This window comes from Synechococcus sp. CBW1006 (genome assembly GCF_015840525.1).
Classification (GTDB): domain Bacteria; phylum Cyanobacteriota; class Cyanobacteriia; order PCC-6307; family Cyanobiaceae; genus CBW1002.
Window position 1 is genome coordinate 2,587,365 of the sequence record NZ_CP060396.1, and the last position, 25,059, is coordinate 2,612,423.

Genomic DNA, 25,059 nt, shown 5'->3' on the forward strand with positions numbered 1-25,059 from the left:
CGCCACCCAGCCGCGCAGAAACTTGCAAGCTAGGCGTGGCTGGGAAGCGCCACGGGCTTCGGATCCCTGAGGATCCAGGGCAGCGACCCTGACAGCACCGCGCTGAAGATGCACCACACCGAGGTGAAGGCGTAGTCGTAGGCCAGGTGGGTGATCAGAAAGGCGCCGAGAATGCCGCCAGCGAACCAGCGCAGTCGGCCTGAGCCGCTGAGCAGCAACGGTGCGGTGATCAGCAGGCCATACACGCTGCTGCCGAAGCCCAGGTTGATCCAGCCATTGGCCAACAGAGTGGTGGTGTAGTTGAGCGATCCGTGCACCACGGCGGGTTGGAACACGGAACCATTCAGCAGCAGGGGCAACCAGAGGCCTGCACCCAGCAGCAGGCCCAGCATCAGAAGGATCTGCAGCAGGCGTCGCCGCAGGCCAGGTGGCTCCTGCCGGTTCAGACGCAACACGCACCAGGGAAACCAGGCCAGCCAGAAGGCATAGGCGAAGAACAGATAAGCGAGCGCGGCGGAGTGCACGAGACCGTCGGGGCCACCGGGCGCCAGGCCAAGCCAGACCACACCCTCGAGGGCCTGTTGTGTCGAGAAGAACAGGGGCGAGAGGGCCAGGGGCAGCAGATCGCCGCGCTGGTGGCGCCGGCAGTAGCGCACGGAGGCCACCCCCAGGGGCAAGAGGGTGGCCGCCACCACAAAGCTGGCGCTGCTGGAGAAACACATCGGCGTGGAGCTGTCCCCGGCAGCAGGCGATTCCCCCAGCCTGGCGCGTCGGGCAGTGCAACAGCCTCTCGCGATGATGGCATCGACCACACTGCCTGGGCAGCCGCACGCATCCAGCCCCTATTTCGCCGCCCTCGGCGGAGTGGCACTTGAGCTGCCGGCGCGCGCGTCGATGGCGCAAGCCGCTCGCTGCTCGATGCAAAGGTCACCAATCCAGATGCCGTGAGCACCAGGATCAAGAACGATCTTGTCGCCTGCCTGAACGGAAACGAAGCGATAACGCCCTGCACGAGCTGCGCCAGCAGGTCGCCTTCACCATGGATGTCGAGTGCGATGAGCTGGAGAAGGTGGACCGGATTGGATGACCACCAACGCTAAGGCGGCCTTCAAGGCCCGTGTGCGCGAATGGGCTCAGAAGCCGGATGTGCAGGTGGTGTGGCTCGGCATGCATCCGATGCGCCGCAAGTGGGCCTCCTGTTCAACGATGCGGGCCCATCTGGGTGCGTGGGAACACGCGAAGTGATGTGATGTTTGCTTGTCGGAGCTACCGTTGGTGGTGGGCATAGACCGCTCCGCCCGGTTCAGGCAGGCCCATGAGCAAGAAGCACCGCCCATCCCCCGTCGCAACGATCGAGGAGATGCAGAACGATCGCCCCTACGGCGAATCGATTGACAAGACGTACTACAGACGAGACCTTGAAGCACTCCAGATCGAACTGCTCAAGGCGCAGCGTCACATCAAGGCTGTCGGACTGCGCGTGGTGCTCCTGTTCGAAGGTCGCGATGCGGCGGGCAAGGGTGGATCGATCAAGCGCTTCCGCGAACATCAGAATCCTCGCGGCAGTGAACATGTGGCGCTGCCGAAGCCCAACGATGCCGAACTGACCCAGTGGTACTTCCAGCGCTACGTGCCGCACCTGCCGTCAGCCGGCGACATCACGATGTTCGACCGGTCGTGGTACAACCGGGCCGGCGTCGAGAAGGTGATGGGCTTCTGCACACCGCAGGAGCACGCCCTGTTTCTGCGCCAGGTTCCTCCCTTTGAACAGTCACTCGTCAGTAGTGGGATTCTGCTCTTCAAGATGTGGTTCACCGTGTCGCAGGCCAGGCAGAAGCTGCGTTTCGACGACCGGCGCGAAGATCCGCTCAAGCAGTGGAAGATCTCGCCCATCGATGAGGTCAGTGTGGAGAAGTACGACGCGTACACCGAAGCGCGCAACGAGATGCTGCTCGCCACCGACACCCTCGTGGCGCCATGGACGATCGTCAACTCGAACGAGAAGCGCCGGGCCCGTCTCGGCGCCATCCGCAGCGTCCTCCACGCCCTGGACTACGAGCACAAAGATCACGACGTCGTCGGTGAGCCCGATCCACGGGTCGTGAGGACGGCCCATTCGGTGTTCATCGACAACTGAGCCGGTCGCCACACCTCAGCGGCTCGCTGCCGGAATGAACAGGTGTGGTCTGAGAGAGGGGCCACATCAGAATGCCCCCACTTCTGTTGCCGGCATGTTCACAGTTGCCCTTCCCCTGGCGCTTGCCTTCATCATGTTCACGCTGGGGATGTCCCTGACTCCAGCCGACTTCGGTTTTTCTCTGCGTCGGCCCCATCCGCTGCTGGCGGGGGTGCTTTGTCAGGTTGTCCTGCTGCCGTTGGTGGCCTTTCTGCTGATCCGTTTGTTCAGCCTGCCAGGCGAACTGGGCGTGGGGGTGCTCGTGCTGGCCTGTTGTCCGGGGGGAATCACGTCCAACGTCATGACCCGCCTGGCGCGAGGTGATGTGGCCCTGTCGATCTCCTTCACAGCCCTGGCCAGCCTGATCACCACCATCACCCTGCCCCTCATCCTCACGGTGGGAGGGCGTGCCCTGATGGGCACGGCCCTCCCGGCCGTGAGCATCACCGGACTGGGCCTGAAGATGTTTGTCATGACCACCCTGCCTGTGCTGCTGGGGGTGCTCCTGCGTCAGCGGAGGCAGGCGCTGACGCAGCGCTGGGAGCGCCCCTGCGAACAGATGGCCAACGGCCTGTTTGTGCTGATCGCCAACCTCACTTCACTTGGTCCGGTGTTGCTGTTGCTCAACCTGGGGATGCTGGCCATCGGTACGGCAGTGGCCCAGATCCTTCGCCTTCCCGCCAGTCAGGTGAGCGCTGTTGCCATCGAAAGCGGCTTCCAGAACGGCACGGTGGGGATCGCGGTTGGAGCCCTGTTGGTGGGGGGCTCCGGTCCGGAGATGGGGCTATCGGCCTACAGCCTTCCCTCGGGGGTCTACGGAGTGCTGATGATGATCACCATCCTTCCCTATCTGGTTTGGCGACGTTCGATTCAGGCCATGGCTGATCCGTCTGTGATCGAGGGGTGAGGGCTGCCTAAAGGAAGAACTTCAGGCCAACTTCAAGGCCGTTTTCGTTGATATTGTAGGAATTCTCCGGGATGCCATCGTTGCTGCCGGCCAGGTGCAGACAGCGCCAGGAGAGATTCAGCTCGGTCGAGTTGCCGATGGCGTAACCGAGGCCGGCTTGGGCATTCCAGGAGTCATCAACGGCGTTGTTGACTCCGAAACCGCCGATGTCGGCACGCGCGAACAGCCTCAGGCGGGGCGAGAGAAACACCAACCCCTGAGTTCCCAGCAGGGGCTGGGCCATGGTTCCACCCAGGGACAGCCCGCGCTGGATGGGGAACCCCATCCCCAGGCTCGATGGAGCATAAGGAGCATCCGATCGCTCATCTGGGAGGAACAATCAGCTTCCTTCTATATTGCTTTGATCAATGAGCCGCTACAGGAAGCCATGGAGGCTCCGGAGGATGGAAGTCACGCCAGCTGAGAGCAGGCAGGACGTTGGAGCTGGCGGTCTGCACGTCGGTCGTTTTGATGGTCATCGATGTCCGCCCCACCTCGCCGATGGCCCAGCACTTGCACACCGCCTCCATCTGCAGACGGCCGGCTCCTTCTGCTGCCATGACATCACGACGGACCTGCAGGCTCTGATCGATCGCAGTGGGATCAGCGACGGCCTGCTGGTCGCCACGGGACAGCACACCACCACTGCTCTGGCCCTCAACGAGAACGAGGAGCGCTTGCTGGCTGACATCGAGCGTTTCTTTCTTGAGCTGGCAGCACCAGAGCGCCCCTGGCTCCACAACCATCTCCACCTGCGCCCGGGTATGCCGTCGGATGAACCGCGCAATTCCCACGTCCACCTGATTGCCCTGACGCTGGGCAATCAGCTTCCTGCCGGTGGTGGAGGGCAGGATCGGCCTTGGCCGCTGGCAATCGCTGCTGCTCACCCTCCTGGCAGGGGAAGGCAACGACCCCTGCAAGGAGATCATCGTTCCTATGGATGGTTCGTCGCCGAGCCCTGCACGGCGATTCCGGTGTCGATCCGCTGGATCGGTGGAGCACCCAGACCCTGCTGCCAGAGGCTAAGCACCGACCAGTAACCCTGCGAACGGGGTTTGGTGGCAGCGGTGGAATCCACCACCCCGCTCCTGATCAGCTGGACAAGTTCAGGCAGGTCATCCAGACCGACCACCCGGACCTCGCCCGTTTTGCCCAGTGCCTGGATGGCACGACCGATGCCGATGCCGCCGCCGGCATCGGACACGACCCAGCCCTTCAGGCGGGGGTGACGGCGCATCGTTGCCGTAGCCATCTGTTCGGCGGTGGCGATGTTGTCGCCATCGATGGGTGATGCCACAACCGTGATGCCGGGATGGCGCGCAAACACCTTCCGGTGGCATTCGACGCGGATGGCATGGTTCGGCGCTGTGGGCACGCCTTGCATAATGGCCACCTCCCCCTGACCTCCGAGCAGCTTGACCAGGCGCTCGGCAGCGATGCTCGCCTGCACGCAGAAATCATTGCCAATGCTCGTGATCCCCAGATCAGCCGGGAGTTCCGAGTCGAACACAGTCACAGGAATGCCCTGGAGCTGGGCTTGCTTCAGCAGGGAGCTGAGCCGATCTGCATCCAGCAGATCAATCGTGATGCCGCTGGGTTTGGAGTGAATTGCCGCCTGGAGGATCGAGGCCTGTAGGCCGGCCTCCGCCCTGGCGGGGGGGCGATACTCGATGACCGCAGTGGTATCGGTCTGTTGTTCGATCATGCGGGCGGCCGCCTCGGCACCCTCTCGCACGGCCTCAAACCAGGGATGGGTCACTTTCGGAATCAAGACGAACCGAAGCGGCTCAGGCGCTGCTTCAGCCGCCGATGTGGCCAGGGCGATGGGTGCCAGGCAACCCAAAAGAGCCAACGCTTGCATCGCCAGAGGGAAGCTTTTCTTCGATCAATCAGAACCTGCGGAGTGCGGAGGACGCGTTGAAGCTCGGCTGTGATGGTTCGCCATCAACCTGACAGTGGCCAAACCATGCTTCAGCCTAACTTCATCGATCCTCGGATCGTTGTCCGGCGCTGGGAAGCGCGACCGCTGGCATGATGCCTGGATCGGCGCATTCAAGGCTCTGAAGCCCACCTCCATGCTCTGATCACCGGGGTCGTCTTCCGGGAAGATCTCCTTCTCCAGGGCACGTCCATGGCCGTGTCGATCGTCACCCATACAAAGCAACCTGAGACGTTCCCAGGCGTTACCTGCTGCCGGACGCTTGCCTGAACGCTCTGTAGCTGGGTCTCTGCATGGATTCAGACAAGAATCACCGGTTGCATCAAGCAGACCGGACTATCACTCTGATCCCATCGCCCAACGTTGAGGGACTGACTCTGGTTGAGGAACTGCTCTGATGTGTGCAATCTGCGGATGATCTTCTCGGGGCTGTGGAGATTGTGTCCATGGGGCCACATCTGAACCGCGTGGAGTCCAGTCCGCCTGCAGGATGACCGCAGCCAAGCTGCTCCCCTCCCGTCGATGAGCGATACCGGCCTCTCCCGCCAGCTCGGTCTCCGCTCGATGACTCTGGCCGTGGTCACCAGCACCATTGGGTCTGGCTGGCTGTTCGCCCCGTTCTATGCCGCGCGCTTCGCCGGACCGGCCGCCCTCGGCGCCTGGCTGCTGGGGGGACTCCTGGCCTTTGCCCTGGCCCTGGTGTTTGCAGAGCTCGGGGCCCTGGTGACCAGTTCCGGGGCCCTCGCCCAGATCCCCTTGCTCAGTCACGGCCGCACCGCCGGCTTCATCGGCGGCTGGTGCGCCTGGGTCTCCTATCTGGCTCTCCCCAGCATCGAGGTGATGGCGGTGATGCAGTACCTCGCCAGCAGTGCTCCCTGGCTCACTGCCGACGAGGGTGCCGGCCAGGTGCTCAGCGGCGCCGGCCTGGCCCTGGCCAGCCTGCTCCTGGTCGTGCTGGCCTGGATCAACCTGGCCGGAGTGGGCTGGCTGGCCCGCTGGATCGACGGCCTCACCAGCTGGAAGCTGGTGGTGCCCCTGGTCGTCTCGATCACCCTGATGCTGAGGTCCGGCCACTGGACCAACCTGGTACCCGTGGCCCAGCCGGCGGGAGCCACCCTGGAGGGCATGGTGCGGGCGATCAGCAGCGGCGGGATTCTGTTCTCATTGCTGGGCTTTCGCACGGCCATGGACCTGGCCGGAGAAGCCCGCCAACCGCAGCGCACCGTGCCGGTTGCGATGGCCCTGGGACTGGGGATCTCCCTGTTGATTTACCTGATGCTGCAACTGGCCTTTCTCGTCGCGGTGCCCCCCGACCAGCTCTCCGCCGGTTGGGCCGCGCTCCGCCTCAGCGCCCACGGCGGACCGCTGGTGGCCCTGGCCCTTGGCTTGGGCCTGGGCTGGGTCGGCCGACTGCTGCTTCTTGATGCAGTGGTGTCACCCACGGCCACCGCCATGGCCTACATGGGGGCCGCCTCTCGGGTGGGCTGGATGATGGGGCGCTGCGGTCTGCTGCCCAACGTGCTCGGCCGGATCAATCGCCAGGCCGTGCCGTCGGTGGCTCTGCTGATCTCTCTCATCCTGGGCATCGGCATGCTGCTGATCGGGCCCGGGTGGCAGAACGTGGTGAGTCTTCTCACGGCCACCCTGGTGATTGCCCTGGCCATGGGCCCGGTCAGCCTGGCCGCCCTGCGCATCCAGCTCCCGGCCACCTTTCGGCCCTACCGACTTCCCTGCGCCGGGCTCTGGTGCCCGCTGGCCTTCGTGCTGGCTACCTGGGCGATCAGCTGGTGCGGCACCACCTCCCTGCGCGGTGCCGTGCTGATTGTGCTGCTGCCGGCGATCGGCTTTGTGTGGCTGGCCCTCCAGGGCCGGCAGCCTGGGCAACACCATGGGGCTGTGCAGACCGGCGAACGAACCGACGAGCAGCCCCACGCCCCGCTCAACCTGCTCCAGGGGCTGTGGTGGTTCCTTTATCTCGGTGGCTTGGTGGCCATCACCGCCCGGCCGCTGCCGCTCGCCGCCCAGCTGATCCTGCTGGGGGCCTGGGCGCTGCTGGTGTTCCCGCTGGCAGTGCGTTCGCGCTTGTCGGTGGTGTCGCCCTGGGCAAGGATCGGAACCGACTGATCCTCAGGGCGCGGGGCCAGGCAGTTGGCCCCGCCATCGACGCGGGCTCCCCGTCCTGGAGCAGGCACAGGGTCTGGACTGGGAGCCATCGGATCAGCTGGCACCGACCGGACATCGGGAGATCAGTTCCATCCAGCTCAGATTTCGGCGGCGGCCCGCTCCACCAGGCGCCTGGCCACCGCCTGCACCCCGGTGTGCGAGTAGGTGTCGGTGAAGGCATCGAGGAACACGGCCAGCTGATCGAAGCCCCCTTGCCAGGGGCCGATCGCCCCCTCGAGGGCATGGACGGCGCGCTGTCCCGTCAGCCCCAGCTGCTTGACCAGCCCTTCGGACCAGTCGAGCCATGGCTCCACGCCGCGACGTAGAAAACCAAGGTGTGCCTGATCGCCCCGGCCGGGCAGCAGAGCGGCCATGCGCCGATAGGCCGGCCACTGGCGGAGATCGCTGGATCCCACCTGGCCCAACAGACCATCCAGCCCCTGGAGAGCCTGATCACCGAGGGGAAGCAGGGCATCGAAGCAGATCATCGCGGCCATCCGGACCAGCGCTTCAGTGCCGTAGTCCCGCAGGGACGCCGCGAATTCGGCAAAGCTGTCGCCGGGCAGGCCATTTGCCTGGGTGAAGGCGAGCATCTCTGCCGAGACCTTGAGGGCCAGATCCACCGCCTGCAGCTTCTCTGAAGGAGGAGTCAGAGACGCGAGCCGTTTCACCAGTGGCAGGGCGCCACCCAGATTGGCGGCGATGCGCAGCCCGCCGGCGGCCTTCTGGGAGCGGTTCACCGCGTCGTAGAGGCTGAGGGCACGTCCGTAACCCTCATGACGGGCACGGCTCAGCGCATCGGCGCGGCGTCGCACGGACGCGATCAACGCCGGGTCGTCATCGCCGAGCACATCGGCAATCAGCGCATCGGCACTGGTGATGTTGTGCCACGTCCCCGGCACCAGGGTGCTGACCCCCTTCAGGGCCAGCACAGTGAGACCACGGCGCGGCAGGCGCTCGAGCCGCTCCAGAACCGTGCCGCTCATGCGCTCACCTCGGCCCTGGCGAGGAGCAGGCGCAGAGGAACCGCGCCGGTCAGGGCAGGCTTGAGGGCCGCAAGACCGGTCAGATCAAAGGCCTCAAGCACCGCATGACGTTGCTGGGGATCCATGCCGACCCCCTGGCCGATCACCTTCACCTGAAAGCGATCGGCCACCAGCAGCGCACTGGCCTGGGAACCCTGCTCGACAAGTGGCCAGCCCTTGATCACGGCACGGCTGGCGGAGAACTTGGCCCTGGCATCGGGGGCTGTGATCACATCGGAAATCGAGAGCAGGGCCCTGAGCTCATCTCCCTGGCGCAGACGGGCCTGGGCGAACCCTCGCTTCTCCTGCGTGAACACCAACTGTTCCCCGGTCTCCGGTTCGGGGAACAGTTGGTTGAAGGCCGAACCGTTCACCACCTGCGATGTCGGCACATCGGCGACGGTGCCGCCAGGCAACCAGTCTGCGAACGGAAGGGCCACAACCGCCACCAGCAGCAGGGCGGCGGCGAGCACGCCGGCCACGACCCAGCGAAGCGTTCGATTCATGGAGGGCCGATCGGGGCGATTGCCGCAGTGGTAGCAAGCACGCACACGACACGACCACCTAGGTGCTCGCCGCTTCCTTAACCACCGTGTTACGGTTCTTTACAGAACGCAACCTTTTGCCATGAACAGCTCCGCCGCCGTGTCCAAGGCTTCGTCCGAGTCGACCCGCGAGGCCCACGTCGAGCAGCTGAAGAAGGTGGAGCTGTTCAACGGTCGCGCCGCCATGCTCGGTCTGTTGATCGGTGTGGTGGTGGAGGGGCTCACGGGCTTCAGCATCGTTCACCAGATCGGTCTGGGTCCCCTGGTGGATGGCTATGCCGCCTGCCACACCAACCTGCTGCCCTTCTGTCTCTGAGCCGCCGGTTCACCAGGTTTCGCCAGATCCGCCAACTTGGGCTGAGGGTCGATCCGCTCAGCCAGTTCGAGGCAACGGTCCATCTCCTGCCAGAGCAGCTCACGCCGCTCCGAGTTCACCGCGTAGGAGCGATGCTGCAGATCCCTGCCCATGTAGCGAAGGGCAGCGGCGATGCGGGCCCGGTCGTCGTCCTCCAACCAGGGCAGGGAAGTCTGAACGGTCGCGTGGTCGGGGTCCATGGCCAGAGAAACGTTGACGGAGGTCACCATCGGGCCTCGAAGAATGTATCCCTGGACCATCCGTTGAACGTGTTCTCGCGTCAAACCATTGCAGACACTTGGCATCGATTGCATGATCCAGGATCTGCCTTGATGGGCTGATCAACCGATCGGCCCGATGCATCATGCCGCCGCCGAGTGGCCGTGCCATCAGGATGATGCGGCAGGGGCCCAGGTCGCGATGTCCAGGTTCGGCCAAGATGGGATTCTTTGCCTGCGGTTGATGATCCCAGCCCAGAAACAGATCACCGGGATGCTCGGCCACCCGGTGGCGGAAAATCCGATCGACCGGATGTTCGATGCCGTCTACGCCCACTACGGCCTCAACTGGCAGTTTTTGAAGAGTGACATCGGCAACGTGCAGGATCTCGCCCTGGCGGTGGCGGCGCTGCGCCCCCTGGGCTATCGGGGTATCGGGATCACGGTTCCCTACAAGGTGGCGGTGATTCCACTGCTGGATGAGGTCGACGACGATGTGCGCGCCATCGGTGCCGCCAATTACCTCACCATCGAATCGGGCCGTCTGATCGGCCATAACAATGATGGCAAGGGGCTGGTCAAGGCGATCGAGAAAGTCTCTCCGCTGCAGGGAGCTCGGGTGGTGATGCTGGGAGCCGGTGGTGCTGGTCGCGCGATGGCTGTGGAACTCGCCTGGGCTGGCGCAGCCCATCTCACCCTGGTCACCCGCCGTGAGGAACAGGGGCGTGAAGTGGCTGAGCTGGTGCGCAGGGCCTCCGGCGTCCCCACCGACTGGCAGCCCTGGCAGGGCGAGGTGGCCCTGCCGCCGGGCACCACCATGCTGATGAATGCCACCCATCTCGGTTGCGCGCCCCAGCGGGAGCCGGTGCCGCTGCTCTGGGATTCGGTCGATCGCTCCTGCACAGTGGTGGATGTGATCACCAATCCGCGTCTCACTCCCTTCCTGGCCACCGCCCGGGAGCGCGGCTGTCCGATTGTCGACGGGGTGGAGATGCTGGTCCAGCTGGCCATGCAGATTTTTGAGCGTTGGACGGGCATCACGCCCGAGGAAGTGGTGTTCCAACAGGCCGTGGCCGATGCGCTCGGGGAGTCTTGACGGCCTTTGCCGGCATCGGCGGATGTTTTGCTCATCCGGGTCGCATATCCGGTCCAAGTGATCGCACCTAGGCACCCACTGGCCTGTCGCCACGCTGGCCAGTGGGTGGCGTGGTGGCAAGATTCAATCCTGCACAGGTCAGCGGATGCCAACTGGCTTGCGCAGAGTTCCCAACGACGACGGGGCCTTCGACAATGACCCTTGGTTGGTGACGAAGGCTGAGCCACCAATCAGGCAGACTCCCTGCCGGCAAGGGCCGGGGGCGCCCCGGGAGCATGCTCATCGTGCCGCCAGCACCCGAGACGAGGGCGGGACATGCGAGATACAAGCGCAAGGCCTCGCCTTAGTCAGGGGAGCGGCCGCTTTCTTGAATACGGTGTCGGCGGATCAAGAGTTTGCGGAAAAACCGGCTGAAAAGCCGCGTTTTGTCTTCCTGAGAGCTTGATCGCGCTCCGTTCGAACTGGTTTTTCAGCGTTTCAGCGACTCAGAAGGCCCGATTTCAGACGTTTTGCCCCATTGGAGCTCCCTGGAGACCGCCGCCGTGCTGGTGTGGACACGGGAACCCAGGCGGCAATACAAGATTGTGAGTGACCTCAACTTCCGCATCGAGCCGATGCTGCACGAGCGGGGCACCCCCAGCGAGAGGGCCCTGAATGCGGTCGGCCGTCAGTCCAGCACTCGTTAGGAGTTGAACCACGGCAATTTCAGACCAAGGGCTTCGATTGGATCCATCACGAGCTTATTGAGAGCACGGCCTAGAACCACTTGTGGCTCGTCTGCCCGAATAGGGAGAACGGGATGCGTGTGATCGGCACCAGTGACAATCTTGCGCCTGATCAGGGAGTTCCCTGCCTCCAGTCCGCACACATAGGCTCGTTCCTGACACAGACCCTTGGCTCCATGTTCTTTGTCGCCCATCCGCACCCAGTCGCCAGCGCAGACGATCGACTCCACTGAGGTTTCCAAGGGTGGCCGTTTTCTGAAACTGCCCGGAGAAAAGAGCGACACCGAGCCCGGATAGCGCCGCACCTCGGAATCAACCACCCTGGCATTGGTGAATTCAGGATGAGCGATGGGGAGCAGGTCACGCGTGAGCCGATCGATGATCTCTTGATCGCTCATCGCTGCGATAGCCGATGCGTTGTAAAAGTCGCTGGCGACCACTGAGCCCTGGGGCTGCTCATCACCCCAGAGAGCCTGTTGCGCATCCTTGTGCAGCTGATCCAGCATGAAAAAAGTGCCCCCAGAGCCCTTCAGTGATTCGAAGCGGGAAAACACGTTGGCTGGGTAAGCGATTGGAACAGAACGATCCAGCCATAGACGTGCTGACACGACATCGATGGAACCAAGCGAAGCAGCGCTAACAAGCTCTGGTGCTGCCTTGCTGAGTTCAGGAGATTGAGCCATCAGAGACTTGAGCCCTTTTGCACCAACGGCCAAGACCACAGCATCCACCTCGTCAATCACCCGAACTGTATTGGTTGCCACGTTCTTAACCTCAACCGAGCTGACACGCCGCGTGTCAGACGACATCGTCACCCGTCTCACCAGCGTTCCCCCAAGGACCTGCAGATGATGGCGGGAGATCAGCCTTCGACTCAGAGGCGCAAACAGATGTTCGGCGATGCTTTTCGACTTGATCCAACGGACATCAAAGGAGTCTTGATGGGCCAGGGCGTAGTAATAGAGGAGCTCCATGGTGACCGCGGCCGAAAGCTCTTCGGGTGGCTTGAACAAACCAACCAGCAAGGTGGGACGCAAGAACTCATTGATGAGCCGATCGCTGATGCCGAGCTTGACAAAGACTGATTGCGCATCGAGGTCGTCGTACTGCTGGAAAATCCTGTCGCTGCGATAGAGGTCAAGCATTGCATAGAAAAGCCCTGCGATGCTGAGCCGGTCTTGGATGGGTAGTCGTGTGAAGTTGGTGATTGTCGCCACCATCTGGCCAAGCGGACTTGGCCATTGGGGTGTCTCTCCAAAGGTATGCGTTCAGGGGTCGGGACGCCCCACCGCACGAATGCAAGCCTGATCGCTCACCGCTGAGCGATCAGAGACTCTTCCTTGTCCTTTCTTCTGCCTTCAGGGATCGCTCAGCAGTGACGGCATCACCCCATCGCGGTGATGGGCGATCCAGGCCTGCTCCAGGAACTCCCAGACATCCCGCCCCTGTTGCCTGAGGGTAGTGGTGACCGTGAGCAGGCGGCTCCGGCAGATCGCACCTTGGCGGGATTGGACTCCTTGACTGATCTTGCGCTGAATCACCGATTGGCGCAGGGCACGTTCTGCGGCGTTGTTGGTGGGCTCTATTCCCTCGTTCTCCAGGAAGGTCCACAACCCACCTGTCACCTTCTGGAGCTGCTGGCACGTGCGCACTGTGCTGGCCCAAGGCGTTCGCTCGCCGCGCTGGTAGCCGAGCTCTACTACCCGCTGCAGCGTGGTCTCAAAGGTCTGGCGGATCGGCCGGCAGCTTTGCTGCAAGGCGGGCCAGTCAATCTTTCCCTCCTTGTAGCGGTGCCAGTGGCCAAACAGCTGCTGCTGCAGGCCCAGCAGCTGGGCTCCGAATTCAGCGCTGGCGCCCGGGCGTTCGGCGATGGCCGTCAGGTCGCGGATCAGGTGCGCCCAGCACAGCTGGCGCTGCTTGGTGGGCAGGTGGTTGTAGGCCGAGAAGCGATCGCTCACCACAATCCCGCCAAAGGCGTTCCCCAGCAGCTCGATGGCAGCGGTCGTCGATCGACTCAGCCCTTGCACAAATACCGTCACCACGGCGGTGACCATGACCCACTGCCAGCCCCGCTTTCCAGTGGGATTGTTGCCGTCGGCATTGCCGGTGGGGGCGCCAGTTTCATCTACGTAGGCCACCGGCTGCACGCGGGCAAAAGCAAGGGCCTCCTGCATGGGCTGCTCCAGTGCTGCACTCAAGCGCTGGCGGACCCGTGCAATCGCGCCGCGGCTCATCTCCACTCCTACCAGCTGCTGGAGCAGGGCCTGGGTCTTGCTGAAACTCAACGGAAAGGCACTGCCCAGCAGGCCCACCAGTGCACTGAGCCTTGGGCCGTAGTGACTGGCCTCCACATCCGCCGGCAACGAGGCGCAGGTGCTGGTGGAACAGCAGGGGCAGACCAGGCGATGCAGCCGGTGCTCGATCACCAGCGGGGTAATCGGCGGGATCTCGATCACCTGATGGCGCAGGGGATCGAGATCCTCTCCCTGGAGCAAGGTGCCACAGCGGCGGCAGGCATCAGGGTGGTGATCCACCACCTGATCCACCCGCTCGATCGACAGCAGCTCTGGTCCGGATCCGGGATGGCCCTGCTGGCCGCCCCGCTTGCGGCCACTGCCCTTGCGCCGTTCTGGCGGCTTAAAACCCAGACCATCACTGGAGGGAGGTTTGGATGAGTTGCGAGAGCTGCGTCCGATCCGCTCACGCAGGTTTGCCAACTCGGTGGCCAAGGAGGTGAGTTGGCCGCGCAACAGCTCGATCTCCTGCTGCTGGGCGTTGATCAGCGCTCTGACGCTGGCGGGAGTTTCCAGCCAGTCGGCTTCTGGAATTCCAGCCGGATGTGCGGTCATCACAGGCGGGTCTCTACCTGAGATGCAACCGGAAATCAAGCTGTCGTCAAGGGTTCAGCAGGGCCGATGTTCGCCGCGAGCTGTCACGCCCCCTGAACGGATACCTCCAAAGACAGGTGCTGTTGCTTCCAACCCATCGGGAGACCAGAAGGCACTGGTTGTGAAGTCAGTGAAGATATCACCAACGCCGAGTTCATCAGTCAGGGCATTGATGTTGGGATAGTCTTTCCAAAAACCTCGGGTGCCTGCCTCGAACGGTTTGCCGCTTTTGGTTGTGATTGGTTGGCTGCCTGTTGGATCGGGCATCCCATCAATCAAGCTGACACGAAGACCGGTTTCACAGAGTGCCTTGGCTGCGCCCCAACCAGCCCATCCGGCTCCGATGACGACGACATGGGATGGTCTTCCGCCGGGCATGGTCTCGTCTGGCATGGCTGCTACGAACGTCGGCTCATCTTTTGCAAGTTACTCAAAGAGTGATGGAGCTTGCCTGTCAGTCGCACACTGATCGCATTGGTGCGATCTCGTTCGGTTGCGCTCATCAGCCCATGCCCCCTCTGTTTGCTGTGTAGCGGCATGGCTGACATTTCCCTTGAGTGGACAGACCACCACAAGCTCACTTCACGTGCCAGATAGTCATTGCCTGCCACTCAGGAGCAGCGTTCGGAAGTGGCTCGGTCCTGAGCCTTACCGGCGCTTTGCTGGCTCTCTCCACAGCAGGCCAGCGATCCCAGCCCCAACGCCACCTAAGCCTAGAACATAACCGATAGGGATCAGAGGAAAGGCCTCCCGCAGGATGCCATCTGCATGCACATGTACGCCGATCAGCCGATAGGCGACCCAGCAGGCCATTGAACCAGCGAGCAGCAACAGCGATAGGCGGATGAGCGGGCGTTTCATGGCCGCAGCTGCTCCAGCAGGGTCTGGGTGAGCGCCAGCTCACAGCGGGTCGTGAAGATGCCGTAGCCCGTCCCCTGGAAGCTCACCGACTTGGCGTAGGCGCACACCCTGCGGCGTTCGGCGCGGAAAGCACGCGCCTGCTCGTTTGGGTCGGCACTCGTCTTGTAGAAGCCGGTGAGGTTGTCGCGCCAGAGCGTCTGGAAGGTTTCGCTGGGCACTTGCCTGGCCTCGCTGGCCACCCGCACCAAGGCCTTCTCCAGCTCCCGATCCTTGGCTTGGAGGGCTTCCATCACGCAGCGGGTTTCGGCCACGGTGCTTTCTGATGGGGTGCAGACCTCCGCTGCTGGTGCCGGCAGCGGCACCAGGGAGACGGCCAGCAGCAGGTGGAGACAAATGCGCACCGAGAGCCCTTTCTCCAGACGCACTTTCCCCAAACACATTGTCATGCTGGATGCTGCTGTTCCGAGTCGCCGCGCCTCTTCCCCATGGCCAGCCTGTTCTCCCGGCTCCCCCTGCTGCTCACGGCCATCGCCGGCTGCCTTGTCAGCCTCCCGGCTGCCGCATGGGCAGCCCCGGCAGGCAGCAACCTCGCGGTGCTGCTTCAGGCAGCCGGCGGCCAGCCCCTGGGCCTCTACGACGGTGTGCGCTTCGTGCGGATCAACGCCACCGACGGCACCCGCATCACCGTCACGATCAACTGCGAGCAGGAGCTCTGGCGGGTGGCCCGCATTGAGCCCAGAACCGGCCGAGCGGACTTCCGCGACGATCGCTTCCAGAGTGCTGCCGGCATCGGCCGCAGCCGTTGGTGCACCACCCCCGTGCGCACGATGGAGTGAGTCTGGGCTCACTCCTCCAGCAGCTGCACCTGGTACACGGCCACATTGCAGTGGGCAAGCGAGCGCACGATCTCAGGCACCATCTGCATCGGGGTGCAGAGCGTCAGCGAGCGGCGCCTGCCGGCGGCCATCTCCGCCAGGTGCTGGGGATCGATGCTGGTGGAGCGCTGCTGCGCTGCAGCCTCAATCACCTCCACCGCTGGGCTCTTCCCGGAACCCAGCACAAACAGCACCCGCCGGGGCGTCTCGCTGTAGTCGCGGCTGAGGGCTTCCAGGGCAGGGATGTCCGGGTGTGTCATGGCCTGCTGGTGGCGGGGGATTGCTACACCCACCTGGATACTCGATTGGCTTTCCTTTGCTCCTGCATGCTCCACCGCCGCTTCCTCGCCATCGCTGCTGTCAGCGCGAGTGTCATCGCCGGGGCCTCCCTGGTGCGTCCTGCCACGGCCGCCCAGACGCTGGACTGCTGGATGAACGACAGCAAGCAGACCTGTCAGGTGAAGCCCTGGGGTAACGGGGGATTTGAGATCAGCTTCAGCGGCAGTGCCATCTATCGCTTCGTGCCGGCCGGTCCACCCACCACCGACAACCGCCGCATGCGGGATGAGCAGGGTCGCATCTGGCTGATGAGCGGCCACCACAGCTTCACGCTCAGCGAGCAGAACGGCGATGGCAACCGAATCGCCGTCTCCAACGTCAAGAGTCGGCCCGCAGCGGCCGTGGATCACCAGGCCCACAGCAAGGTGAAACTCAGCGGCCATGGTCAGCCCACGGTGACCCTGTACGCCAACCCCAACTACGGTGCCGCGATCGCGGGGATGGGGGTGTCGGGGGAAACGCTCGACAAGCTGGCGTGCACCTCAAACAGCCAGGGCACCTGGTGCCGGGTGGGCTACCCCGGCCAGAGCGGCCGGGTGCTGTGGGTGAACCGGGACTCGCTGATCTTCCTGGGGGACGGGGAGTAAGTCATCGCCCCTGCATTTGCTTGCCCTGGCCGGGTTCTCTGCCCTGGCCTTTGCAGCTGCCCATGGAATCGGGATGGACATCGGGCTGGGGGCTTTCGAGAACGCCACCCCAAAGAACGCCGCCTATCCAGCCTGCTGGCTGAATTTCGCCAGCATCTCAGCCGTAGAGCCGCCTTCCCGGCCGTGGCGGTAGCCGGGCTTGCCTGGTGGGGGCCGTCGCCGTAAGGGCTTGGCTCGAGCAGCTCCTTCTGGTCGCTGCTGGTGGTGGTGGCCATGACCCATCGCGGCGCTGGCATCACCTGTTACCGAGGCCTATTGGCCGAGGGGGGACAAGCGGGCTCCTCGATTCAACGGGCTTAGCCCTGGTAGACCAGTGTGCTGCTTCTGGCGTTGGGTGGGCGTCACGGCGATGCGCTGCTGATGTTCATCAGCTCTCGCACTGTGAGGCCTGAAGATGTCATCCCGGGTACGCATCACCAGGCTGGTGACCTTGTCGCAGGCGCCGGTGAAACGCCGGATCGGTCACCTGCCTGAGGGGATCCAAGAACGGATGCGGAATCGCATCGTCGAGGTCTTGCGGCGGGGTCCCCACAGCGACGGCACCGAGCAGGTGGTTCCTGTGGTGCCGGGAGACCCGGTGCCAGGTGGACGGCTTGATCGCGCCACAGATCAGCTTGTGCTCCCGGAAGGCTGCAATCAACGCATCCCAGTCCCCAGGAGCCGGGAGCGGCGCACCACCTCGATGCCTGGCGCGGCCGCCCTGGCCTGATCCCCTAATCGGAGGCCTACATCCTGATCAGCGCCTCGCTCCTCAACCCGGGGCATCCGGGCAACGCAGGCATCCGGCTCCAGCCCCTGCGGCAGCCCCTTTGGGACAGGGCTTGAGACACGACGGCCCTGATCGTCACCTCCCAGTCACGGGCCGCCCGCATGTCAGACGTTTGGTGAGCTGTTTGTCTCACAGACTGGCACCGCCAAACAGGCGCTGGCCAAGGCTGGAAGCCCTAACGCCCGTCGCAGCAAGGGCTTTGAACCGAAAACCCCTATTGAGAACAGGAAGCGGGCGGCGGGAATCGAACCCGCATCATCAGCTTGGAAGGCTGAGGTTTTACCACTAAACTACGCCCGCAGCAGTACATCTGTTCCCGTGTCCCGAGGGCCGCCGATGGCTGACGCCGGGTGTCACGGTGGAGATGTCAGCGAGACTGAGCTCCCGGCTGGGCCGTAAAGCTGGGTCCTGCGCTGGTGTGCCGACCTTGGGGTGAGCCCCTCGTTCGACTGCTGCATTATGGCCTGCGTGCCGTCCAGGGCCGAGTGCGCGATTCCAGTTCCCCACCCCACCCGTCGCGCCCTGACGCCGCCACCACCGGGGGGCGCCCGGTGAGCGATGCCGACGATCTGGTGGGCTGGCCCCGTCAACGCATGCTGCTGGCCTACGGCATCGGCGATGCCGGCACGGGCATGGCCGCCTCCTTGATCGGCTTCTACCTGTTCATCTTCTACACCTCGGCTGCGGGCCTGCCGGCCTGGATGGCCGGGCTGGTGCTGATGCTGGCGCGGCTCTGGGATGCCATCAACGATCCCCTGGTGGGCTGGCTCAGCGACAAGACCAAATCGCGCTCCGGTCCGCGCCTTCCCTGGATCCTCTGGAGCGCCGTGCCGCTCGGGGTCGCGATGGCCCTGATGTGGTGGCTGCCACCAGGAGGCCCCTGGCAGCGCTTCGCCATCTTCGTGTTGGTCTCGGTGGTGGCCAATACCCTCTACACCTGCGTCAACCTGCCCTACGCCGCCCTGGCGGCTGAGCTCACCGCCAATGTGAGCCTGCGCACGCGGCTCAACACCCTGCGTTTCACCGGATCGATCATCGCCAGCCTGATCGGGCTCGTGCTCGGCGGCCTGCTGCTGGCCAACCATTCCGATCCCAGCAGCTACTGGCGCGTGGGGATGATCTCCGGCGGCATCATCAGCCTCACCACCCTGCTCTGCGGCTGGGGGATCGCACCGGCGGCGCTGCATTGCCAGAAGCCGGAGTCGCGTCGCGGCACCACGCGTCGGTTGCTGCGCCGCGTGCGCCAGAACGGCCGGTTTCTGCGCGTGCTCGGCCTCTATCTGCTGCTCTGGTGCGCCCTGCAGCTGATGCAGACCGCCGCCCTCCTGTACCTGCCGGTTGTGATGGGCCTGCCGGAGGGCTGGAGCAACTGGATCCTGCTTCCCTTCATCGTCAGCTCCCTGCTCGGTCTGTGGATCTGGAACGGGGTTTCCAACCGCTGGGGGCGGGTGAAGGCCCTGCAATGGGGCAGTGTCCTGTGGATCATCGGCTGCATGATGGCGATGCTGCTGCCGGCCCTTGATGCCGCCATCCAGCCCACGGCCTCCGCCTCCAACCTGCTGCGCCTGTCCCTGCTGGTGCTGGCGATCATCACGGCTGGCCTGGGCGCCGCCACGGCCTATCTGATCCCCTGGGCCCTGCTGCCCGACGCGATCGATGCCGATCCGGAGAAGCCCGCCGGCCAATACAGCGCCTGGATGGTGCTGGCCCAGAAGATCTGCATCAGCCTGGCCCTGTTCTTCTTCGGCAATCTGATGAGCCTCAGCGGCTACGTGGCCGCCCGTGGGGTCGACCAGCCCGCCAGTGCCCTCACAGCCATCCGCCTCTGCATGGGCATCATCCCGGCGGTGCTGATCGTGCTGGGCCTGGTGGTGATGCGCCGCTGGCCGGAACGCGGTGCCCATCGGCTGGTGGCCGATGGCGGGGTTGGCCGATGAGGCTCCTGTCCAGCCGTTGGCTTGCGCCCCGCTGGCTGCGGCGCCTGGGAGCGAGCTGCATGATCGGCGGCCAGGCCCTGGCGGCGATCGCCCGCGGGCGGATCGGCTTCAACGATCTGCTGATGGAATTGCTGGAGGCCGGCCCGGGCAGTTTCCTGATCGTGCTGATCACCGGCCTGGCCGCCGGCACCGTGTTCAACATCCAGGTGGCGGCCGAACTGTCCCGCCAGGGTGCCGGAGCCACGGTGGGGGGCCTGCTGGCCCTGGGCATGGCACGGGAGATCGCGCCGCTGCTCACCGCCATGCTGCTCACCGGCAAGGTGGCCACCGCCTTTGCCGCCCAGCTGGGCACCATGAAGGTGACCGAACAGATCGACGCGATCACGATGCTGCGCACCGACCCGGTGGAATATCTGGTGGTGCCCAGGGTGCTGGCCATGGTGATCATGGCGCCGGTGCAGTGCCTGCTGTTCTTCGGCGTGGCGATCTGGTCCGGGCAGGTGAGCAGCGCCCTGCTCTACAGCATTCCTCCCACGGTGTTCTGGAACTCCGTCCGCACCTGGATGGAGCCGAACGATCTGCCCTCGATGCTGATCAAGGCCGTGGTGTTCGGGCTGCAGATCGCTGTGCTCGCCTGCGGTTGGGGTCTGACCACCAGCGGCGGGCCCAAGGAAGTGGGCACCAGCACCACCGGCGCGGTGGTGATGATCCTGGTGACCGTGGCGCTGATGGACGTGGTGCTCACCCAGGTGCTGTTCGGATAATGGCGTCAGCACCAAGTCCCTCGGAACCACCGGTGATCGACGATCCCGCCAGCAGCGGTCCTGATCCCGCCATCGGCACCGTTCTGGCCCCGCGCTACTGGGTGTCGGCCGGCGTGGTGGTCCTGGGCATCGCCCTGCTGGCCCTGCAGCCCCTCTGGGGCGGTGTCCTCTGGGTGGCGGTGGCGGTGGCGCTGTTTGGCCTGGTACTGGCCCTGCAGACGGCACTGTTGCGGTTGCAGTTCGCCCCTGCCGAGCTGCTGGTGTGGCGCGGTTCGACCTGCATCCGCCGCTTCCCCTATGCCGAGTGGATCGCCTGGCGGCTGTACTGGCCTCCGGTCCCGGTGATCTTCTATTTCCGGGAGCAGCGCAGCATCCACCTGCTGCCGATGTTGTTCGAGGCCGAGGCCCTGGCTGAGCAGTTGCGTCGCCATCTTCCGCATCTGTCGCCGGAGACGTCCGCTGGCGACGCCTGAGCCAAAGTCGCCACGTCCACCGCTCCGCCCCCGCGGGTTCCATTCCCTGCCTCTGAAATCCTGGCCTGATGACTGAGAGCCGCTCGCTGCCCGATTCGCCCACCCCGCTCGACGGCGTTCCGCTCTCTCCAGCGGAAGGCCCCGAAGCTCCTGAGCAGAATCAGACAGGAGAGGGGATGGGCATCGACGAGCCTGCAGCGGGCCAGGAGACATCGGTGGCTGGGGAGCCGGAGCCCCTGGACGAAACCCTGGAGACCCTGCTGACCCTGGCGCTTCAGGATCTGACCGAGCGCCGCAGCGGCCTCGAAGAGGAGATCCGCCAGCTGGAGCGGCGCCGGGAGCAGATCCAGCGCGAGATCGGCAGCAGCTTCAGTGGCCAGTCGGATGCGATCGCCCGCCGGCTCAAGGGTTTTCAGGACTACCTGGTGGGGGCCCTGCAGGATCTGGTGGTGGCGGCCGAGCAGGTGGAACTGGTGGCCCAGCCCCTGGTGGTGCAGCCCTCACCCCTCGATCAGGTGGCCGCTGCATCAGCTACTCCGGAAGCCCCTGCAGCGGCGCCTGTGGCAGCGGCGGGCCTGTTCAGCCAGGACGACGCCCTGATTCGCTCCCGATTGGACCGCTACAGCGGCCAGCCTGATTTCTACGCGGATCCGTGGACCCTGCGTCGCACCCTCGAGGCTGCACAGGCCGCCCTGCTGGAGGACTGGTTCCTGAATCAGGGCGGCCGCGGCGCCCAGGCCAGTGCCGGCAGCCGCAGCCGCAATGCCTTGATCGCCGGTGCGGCGGTGTCGATCCTCGGGGAGCTGTACGGCGAACGCTTCCAGACCCTGGTGCTGGCAGGCCAACCCGAGCGGCTGGGTGAATGGCGCCGGGGTCTGCAGGACTGCCTCGGCCTCGGTCGGGAAGACTTCGGCCCCAACAGCGGCATCGTGCTGTTCGAGCGGGCCGATGCCCTGATCGAGCGGGCTGACCGGCTGGAGGAGCGGGGTGAGCTGCCCTTCATCGTGATCGATGCGGCCGAACGGGTGGTGGAGGTGCCGATCCTGCAGTTCCCCCTCTGGCTCGCCTTCGCGGCCGGTCCCGGTGAACTGGTTGATGACGAGCTCACCTACTAGGGCTGTGCCGCACTGAGCTGCGACTGAGCAGAGCTCAAGGGTCCTGGTCCTGCGTTGCGGCAAGCTCGCAGCGGTCGTTTGCGGCGTCCTGCCCCATGCCCCTGCTGCTCCCCCTGATCGTGCTGCTGGCCGGATATCTGCTGGGGTCCCTCCCCTTCGGCTATCTGGCCGGTCGCTGGCTGCGCGGCATCGATCTGCGGCAGCACGGCTCCGGCTCCACCGGCGCCACCAACGTGTTGCGCGAGGTGGGCAAGGGCCCGGCCCTGGCGGTGTTCCTGCTGGATGTGGGCAAGGGCATCGCGGCCGTGGTGCTGGCACGGGCCGTGCTCGAGCCCCTGGGCGAACCGCTCGGCAGCGGCGCCTGGTTTATCGACAGCGGGGTGGTGGCGGCCGGTCTGGCGGCCCTGGCCGGGCACATCTGGCCGGTCTGGCTGGGCTGGAAAGGGGGCAAGGCCGTGGCCACCGGGCTGGGCATGCTGATCGGCCTGACCTGGCCGGTGGGTCTGGCCTGCTTCGGGATCTTCCTGACGGTGCTGACCATCAGCCGCATCGTCTCCCTCTCCAGCGTGGTGGCGGCCCTCTCCCTGCCCCTGTTGATGCTCGGCTGGTTTGCGGGCAACGGCATGGGCCTGCGGCTTCCCTACCTCGCCCTCGCCGTGATCACCACCCTGCTGGTGGTCTGGCGCCATCGCAGTAACATCCGGCGCCTGCTGGCCGGTACGGAGCCACGGCTGGGCCAACCGCGCCCCTGAGGCCTGCTCAGGCCAGGGCCCGGCTGCGCTCGGCCGCGGCCACCACCGCCTCGATCAAGGCCGATCGGGCTCCGGCCCGCTCCAGTTCCCGCAGGCCGGCGATGGTGGTGCCGCCCGGGCTGCTGACCATGTCCTTGAGCTGGCCCGGATGGAGCTCCTGCTCGTGCAGCAGGGCTGCGGTGCCGGCCAGGGTGCGGTGTGCCAGGTGATGGGCCAGCACCCTCGGCAGGCCTGCAGCCACGGCTCCATCGGCCATGGCCTCGGCGATCAGGGCCACAAAGGCCGGCCCCGAGGAGGTCAGCGCCAGGAAGGCATCGAGCTGGCTCTCGGGCAGCTCCATCACATCGCCCACCCGCTCGAACAGGTCCTGCACCAGCTGGCGTTGCTGCGGCGTGGGCTGCGGCGTGGAGCCCCCAGATCCCCCACCCCAGGCCAGGCCGGTGAGACCCTGGCGGACCAGGCAGGGGGTGTTGGGAACGGCACGCACGCAGACCCGATGAGGAAACAGGCGCTGCAGCCGCTCCAGGGTCACGCCCGCCAGCACGGAGATCAGCAGGCCTTGCCCAGCTGCACCGCCTGCGCCGGCCACACCGGCCGCTGCAGTGGCCGCCTGATGCAGTTGCTGGGGCTTCACGGCCAGCAACACCACCGGCGCTGCCCAGGCCTCGGCGGGATCGGTGCTTACTGCCAGTCCGTGGCCTTGGCTGAGGCGCTCGGCTGAGGCCGCACTGCCCACGGCCGCCCGCACGTCGGCGGGGGCCAGCTGGCCACTCTCGATCAGGGGAAACAGCAAGGCCTGGGCCATGCGGCCCAGGCCGACCACGCCGAAGCGGGGGGATTCAGCGGAGCTCAAGCCGGAGGGTGGGATCAGAGACCCACATCCTGCCGTCCCCAGGCGGGGCTGGGCGCGGCCTCCGTCTCAGCGGCATGATCGCGGCTGCTCACCACCGTCGGAGACGACGACTCCTCCCCACCGGTGGTGGTGACGGTGACGCAGGACGGGGCGAACAGGAAGATGCTCTCCCCGACCCGTTCCTGGTGACCGTCGATGGCGAAGGTGCCACCGGCCACGAAGTCAACGGCGCGCTGGGCCTGATCCGGCTCCATCATCGTGAGGTTGAGGATCACGGTCTTGCGCTCGCGCAGCGCCTGGATGGCGCGCGGCATCTCATCGAAGCTGCGGGGCTCCATCAGGCTGACCTCCGCAGCCGAGGAGGAGAGGCCTGGCATGCCGATCACATTGGTCCCGCCGAAGGGATCCTCGGCGTTGAAATCGCTGGTCAGGGCCAAGGCGCTGGTGCTGCTGCTGGAACGGGTGCTGCTGCTGGTGCTTGTCGTGGCGTTCACGTCGCCGGCGTCATAGTCGAGATCGTCGTCGTACTCGCCGTCGAGATAGTCATCACCGGAAACGACGGCACGCAGGCGGGAGAACAACGACACGGATGGGGCCTCTGTTGTGATGCTTGGCACCTCAATAGCGTCCCATGAGAACGGTTGCAAGCGCTTCCCCTCAGGGGCGGTGCCCAAACAGGGTGCTGCCGAGCCTCACCCAGGTGCTTCCGGCGGCCACAGCCTCCCGCCAGTCGCCGCTCATCCCCATCGAGAGTTGCCCCAGATTCAGGTCTGCCGCCAGGTTCGCGCAGTCCTGGAACAGGGCCTGCCGATCCGCGGCCTCCAGGCCCTGGGGAGCGATCGTCATCAACCCCAGCGGGCGCAGCGGCGCCAGGGGCCGCAGCCACGGCCAGGCCTCCCGCAGCTCCTCCGGCTCGAAGCCGGTCTTGCTCGGATCGGGCCGCAGCTTCACCTGAAAGAACACCGCTGGGCTGAGGCCCTCCTCGCCGGCAATGCGGGCCAGGCGCTCGGCCAGGCCCAGGCTGTCGACCGAGTGGATCGTGCCGAACCGGCGCAGCACCCCACGGGCCTTGTTGGCCTGCAGGCGCCCGATGAAGTGCCAGTCGAGGGGCGGCGCCAGCCCTGAAAGATCGGCGAGCTCCTCCTGCTTGGTGATGGCCTCCTGCAGCCGACTTTCACCGAAGCTGCGCTGGCCGGCGGCCACCGCTGCCCGGATCTGCTCGCTGGGCTGGCCTTTGCTCACGGCCAGCAGCTGGGTGGAGGAGGGCAGCTGCTGGCGGATCTGCGTGAGTCGTTCGGCCAACCCTGCCGCTGTCATGACCAGGGGATTTCAGATGAAGGTCTGATCGAACAGCTGGCGCCAGCGGGCGTGCACTTCGGGGCCTTCCCGGCGGGAGCGGGCCAGATTCTGCTCGGCGTAGTGGCGGGCATCCATCAGGGGGATCACCTCAAAGTTGGCGCCACGCGGCTGCAGCGTCACCAGAAAGAAGATTCTCTGGGCGTAGAGGGTCGCATAGAGATCGCAGTTCTCACCGGTCGGTGCGACCCGGTAGAGCATCCCGAAGGTGGGGTGGTTGAGATAACGCTCTGCGCTCACGT

At 65.2% G+C, this 25,059-nt stretch carries 30 protein-coding genes, 1 tRNA gene and 2 pseudogenes; 16 read left to right on the forward strand and 17 right to left on the reverse strand.

Annotated elements, in window-relative coordinates; genetic code table 11:
• Positions 1-29: 29 nt before the first annotated feature.
• Complete coding sequence (locus H8F26_RS12535; protein ID WP_197154385.1) at positions 30-722, reverse strand: DUF6629 family protein; 693 nt, start codon at positions 720-722, stop codon at positions 30-32.
• 361 nt (positions 723-1,083) lie between these two features.
• On the opposite strand from H8F26_RS12535, the gene H8F26_RS12540 reads away from it, so the two are divergent.
• The 3 genes from H8F26_RS12540 to H8F26_RS12550 all read left to right on the forward strand — a co-directional run bounded on the left by H8F26_RS12540 (position 1,084) and on the right by H8F26_RS12550 (position 3,083).
• Entirely contained in the window at positions 1,084-1,245 is a 162-nt protein-coding gene (locus H8F26_RS12540) for a DUF45 domain-containing protein (protein WP_197154387.1), read from the forward strand.
• 70 nt (positions 1,246-1,315) lie between these two features.
• Positions 1,316-2,137: a polyphosphate kinase 2 gene (gene ppk2, locus H8F26_RS12545; RefSeq protein WP_197154389.1), complete on the forward strand. Its 822-nt coding sequence runs from the start codon at positions 1,316-1,318 to the stop codon at positions 2,135-2,137.
• A gap of 94 nt (positions 2,138-2,231) precedes the next feature.
• Positions 2,232-3,083, forward strand: a complete 852-nt coding sequence (locus H8F26_RS12550) for a bile acid:sodium symporter family protein (protein WP_197154391.1) — start codon at positions 2,232-2,234, stop codon at positions 3,081-3,083.
• A gap of 7 nt (positions 3,084-3,090) precedes the next feature.
• Here the strand turns inward: H8F26_RS12550 and H8F26_RS12555 are convergent, their stop codons facing one another.
• On the reverse strand, positions 3,091-3,366 hold the full coding sequence (locus H8F26_RS12555; protein ID WP_231605179.1) for a porin family protein: 276 nt from the start codon (positions 3,364-3,366) through the stop codon (positions 3,091-3,093).
• 160 nt (positions 3,367-3,526) lie between these two features.
• On the opposite strand from H8F26_RS12555, the gene H8F26_RS20190 reads away from it, so the two are divergent.
• A complete protein-coding gene (locus H8F26_RS20190) occupies positions 3,527-4,162 on the forward strand; it encodes a YjbQ family protein (protein ID WP_197154393.1) in 636 nt (211 codons plus the stop codon).
• Here H8F26_RS20190 and H8F26_RS12565 read toward each other — a convergent pair.
• Positions 4,057-4,893: a substrate-binding domain-containing protein gene (locus tag H8F26_RS12565; RefSeq protein ID WP_197154395.1), complete on the reverse strand. Its 837-nt coding sequence runs from the start codon at positions 4,891-4,893 to the stop codon at positions 4,057-4,059. The two genes, H8F26_RS20190 and H8F26_RS12565, sit on opposite strands and share 106 nt — an antisense overlap.
• Positions 4,894-5,583: 690 nt before the next feature.
• Here H8F26_RS12565 and H8F26_RS12570 point away from each other — a divergent pair.
• Positions 5,584-7,185, forward strand: a complete 1,602-nt coding sequence (locus H8F26_RS12570) for an APC family permease (protein WP_197154397.1) — start codon at positions 5,584-5,586, stop codon at positions 7,183-7,185.
• Positions 7,186-7,322: 137 nt separating this feature from the next.
• Here H8F26_RS12570 and H8F26_RS12575 read toward each other — a convergent pair whose 3' ends face one another.
• Positions 7,323-8,210, reverse strand: a complete 888-nt coding sequence (locus tag H8F26_RS12575) for a hypothetical protein (RefSeq protein ID WP_197154399.1) — start codon at positions 8,208-8,210, stop codon at positions 7,323-7,325.
• Entirely contained in the window at positions 8,207-8,755 is a 549-nt protein-coding gene (locus tag H8F26_RS12580) for a hypothetical protein (protein ID WP_197154401.1), read from the reverse strand. The genes H8F26_RS12575 and H8F26_RS12580 overlap by 4 nt, the downstream gene beginning before the upstream one ends.
• 121 nt (positions 8,756-8,876) lie before the next feature.
• Here H8F26_RS12580 and H8F26_RS12585 point away from each other — a divergent pair, with 121 nt between their 5' ends.
• Positions 8,877-9,110: a chlorophyll a/b-binding protein gene (locus tag H8F26_RS12585; protein ID WP_197154403.1), complete on the forward strand. Its 234-nt coding sequence runs from the start codon at positions 8,877-8,879 to the stop codon at positions 9,108-9,110.
• On the opposite strand, the gene H8F26_RS19485 is transcribed toward H8F26_RS12585, so the two are convergent.
• Entirely contained in the window at positions 9,068-9,349 is a 282-nt protein-coding gene (locus H8F26_RS19485) for a hypothetical protein (RefSeq protein ID WP_231597818.1), read from the reverse strand. The genes H8F26_RS12585 and H8F26_RS19485 overlap by 43 nt on opposite strands.
• Positions 9,350-9,611: 262 nt before the next feature.
• Between H8F26_RS19485 and H8F26_RS12595 the strand changes: the two genes are divergently transcribed.
• Together H8F26_RS12595 and H8F26_RS12600 are read left to right on the forward strand one after the other, a co-directional pair.
• Entirely contained in the window at positions 9,612-10,463 is an 852-nt protein-coding gene (locus H8F26_RS12595) for a shikimate dehydrogenase (protein ID WP_231605181.1), read from the forward strand.
• A 509-nt stretch (positions 10,464-10,972) separates the two neighbouring features.
• Positions 10,973-11,149 (forward strand): hypothetical protein, encoded by a 177-nt coding sequence (locus tag H8F26_RS12600; RefSeq protein ID WP_197154405.1) that lies wholly within the window; start codon positions 10,973-10,975, stop codon positions 11,147-11,149.
• On the opposite strand, the pseudogene H8F26_RS12605 reads toward H8F26_RS12600, so the two are convergent.
• The 5 genes and pseudogenes from H8F26_RS12605 to H8F26_RS12625 all read right to left on the reverse strand — a co-directional run.
• Positions 11,146-12,447, reverse strand: a pseudogene (locus H8F26_RS12605) (FAD-dependent oxidoreductase); the annotation flags it as partial. The gene H8F26_RS12600 and the pseudogene H8F26_RS12605 sit on opposite strands and share 4 nt — an antisense overlap.
• A 99-nt stretch (positions 12,448-12,546) precedes the next feature.
• Positions 12,547-14,037, reverse strand: a complete 1,491-nt coding sequence (locus tag H8F26_RS12610; RefSeq protein WP_197153750.1) for an IS66 family transposase — start codon at positions 14,035-14,037, stop codon at positions 12,547-12,549.
• A 105-nt stretch (positions 14,038-14,142) separates the two neighbouring features.
• Positions 14,143-14,454: pseudogene (locus H8F26_RS12615) on the reverse strand (NAD(P)-binding protein); the annotation flags it as partial.
• A gap of 270 nt (positions 14,455-14,724) precedes the next feature.
• Positions 14,725-14,937, reverse strand: a complete 213-nt coding sequence (locus H8F26_RS20195) for a DUF3955 domain-containing protein (protein WP_197154416.1) — start codon at positions 14,935-14,937, stop codon at positions 14,725-14,727.
• The gene (locus tag H8F26_RS12625) at positions 14,934-15,338 is read right to left on the reverse strand and encodes a lysozyme inhibitor LprI family protein (protein WP_197154418.1); all 405 of its coding nucleotides are present in this window, start codon (positions 15,336-15,338) and stop codon (positions 14,934-14,936) included. Before H8F26_RS12625 ends, H8F26_RS20195 begins: the two co-directional genes overlap by 4 nt.
• A gap of 84 nt (positions 15,339-15,422) precedes the next feature.
• On the opposite strand from H8F26_RS12625, the gene H8F26_RS12630 reads away from it, so the two are divergent.
• Positions 15,423-15,773, forward strand: a complete 351-nt coding sequence (locus H8F26_RS12630) for a hypothetical protein (protein ID WP_197154420.1) — start codon at positions 15,423-15,425, stop codon at positions 15,771-15,773.
• A gap of 8 nt (positions 15,774-15,781) precedes the next feature.
• Here the strand turns inward: H8F26_RS12630 and H8F26_RS12635 are convergent, their stop codons facing one another.
• Positions 15,782-16,072, reverse strand: a complete 291-nt coding sequence (locus H8F26_RS12635; RefSeq protein ID WP_197154422.1) for a hypothetical protein — start codon at positions 16,070-16,072, stop codon at positions 15,782-15,784.
• 66 nt (positions 16,073-16,138) lie between these two features.
• Between H8F26_RS12635 and H8F26_RS12640 the strand changes: the two genes are divergently transcribed.
• Both H8F26_RS12640 and H8F26_RS12645 read left to right on the forward strand, forming a co-directional pair.
• On the forward strand, positions 16,139-16,738 hold the full coding sequence (locus H8F26_RS12640) for a hypothetical protein (protein WP_197154424.1): 600 nt from the start codon (positions 16,139-16,141) through the stop codon (positions 16,736-16,738).
• A gap of 484 nt (positions 16,739-17,222) precedes the next feature.
• Positions 17,223-17,507 (forward strand): hypothetical protein, encoded by a 285-nt coding sequence (locus H8F26_RS12645; protein ID WP_197154426.1) that lies wholly within the window; start codon positions 17,223-17,225, stop codon positions 17,505-17,507.
• Positions 17,508-17,796: 289 nt separating this feature from the next.
• Here the strand turns inward: H8F26_RS12645 and H8F26_RS12650 are convergent.
• Positions 17,797-17,867, reverse strand: a tRNA-Gly gene (locus H8F26_RS12650).
• Between the two features lie 293 nt (positions 17,868-18,160).
• On the opposite strand from H8F26_RS12650, the gene H8F26_RS12655 reads away from it, so the two are divergent.
• From H8F26_RS12655 to plsY, 5 genes are all read left to right on the forward strand, one after another.
• On the forward strand, positions 18,161-19,504 hold the full coding sequence (locus H8F26_RS12655; RefSeq protein WP_197159193.1) for an MFS transporter: 1,344 nt from the start codon (positions 18,161-18,163) through the stop codon (positions 19,502-19,504).
• On the forward strand, positions 19,501-20,268 hold the full coding sequence (locus H8F26_RS12660) for an ABC transporter permease (protein WP_197154428.1): 768 nt from the start codon (positions 19,501-19,503) through the stop codon (positions 20,266-20,268). Before H8F26_RS12655 ends, H8F26_RS12660 begins: the two co-directional genes overlap by 4 nt.
• Positions 20,268-20,741: a DUF3119 family protein gene (locus H8F26_RS12665; RefSeq protein ID WP_197154430.1), complete on the forward strand. Its 474-nt coding sequence runs from the start codon at positions 20,268-20,270 to the stop codon at positions 20,739-20,741. The genes H8F26_RS12660 and H8F26_RS12665 overlap by 1 nt, the downstream gene beginning before the upstream one ends.
• Positions 20,742-20,917: 176 nt before the next feature.
• Entirely contained in the window at positions 20,918-21,856 is a 939-nt protein-coding gene (locus tag H8F26_RS12670) for a DUF3086 domain-containing protein (protein ID WP_197159194.1), read from the forward strand.
• Positions 21,857-21,951: 95 nt separating this feature from the next.
• Positions 21,952-22,608: a glycerol-3-phosphate 1-O-acyltransferase PlsY gene (gene plsY / locus H8F26_RS12675; RefSeq protein WP_197154442.1), complete on the forward strand. Its 657-nt coding sequence runs from the start codon at positions 21,952-21,954 to the stop codon at positions 22,606-22,608.
• Positions 22,609-22,615: 7 nt separating this feature from the next.
• Here plsY and proC read toward each other — a convergent pair whose 3' ends face one another.
• The 4 genes from proC to H8F26_RS12695 all read right to left on the reverse strand — a co-directional run bounded on the left by proC (position 22,616) and on the right by H8F26_RS12695 (position 25,057).
• Positions 22,616-23,413 (reverse strand): pyrroline-5-carboxylate reductase, encoded by a 798-nt coding sequence (proC, locus tag H8F26_RS12680; protein ID WP_197159195.1) that lies wholly within the window; start codon positions 23,411-23,413, stop codon positions 22,616-22,618.
• Between the two features lie 62 nt (positions 23,414-23,475).
• Positions 23,476-24,048 (reverse strand): cell division protein SepF, encoded by a 573-nt coding sequence (locus H8F26_RS12685; RefSeq protein ID WP_197154444.1) that lies wholly within the window; start codon positions 24,046-24,048, stop codon positions 23,476-23,478.
• A gap of 70 nt (positions 24,049-24,118) precedes the next feature.
• On the reverse strand, positions 24,119-24,778 hold the full coding sequence (locus tag H8F26_RS12690; protein ID WP_197154453.1) for a YggS family pyridoxal phosphate-dependent enzyme: 660 nt from the start codon (positions 24,776-24,778) through the stop codon (positions 24,119-24,121).
• Positions 24,779-24,790: 12 nt separating this feature from the next.
• A complete protein-coding gene (locus H8F26_RS12695; RefSeq protein WP_197154455.1) occupies positions 24,791-25,057 on the reverse strand; it encodes a PipX family protein in 267 nt (88 codons plus the stop codon).
• Between the last annotated feature and the right edge of the window lie 2 nt (positions 25,058-25,059).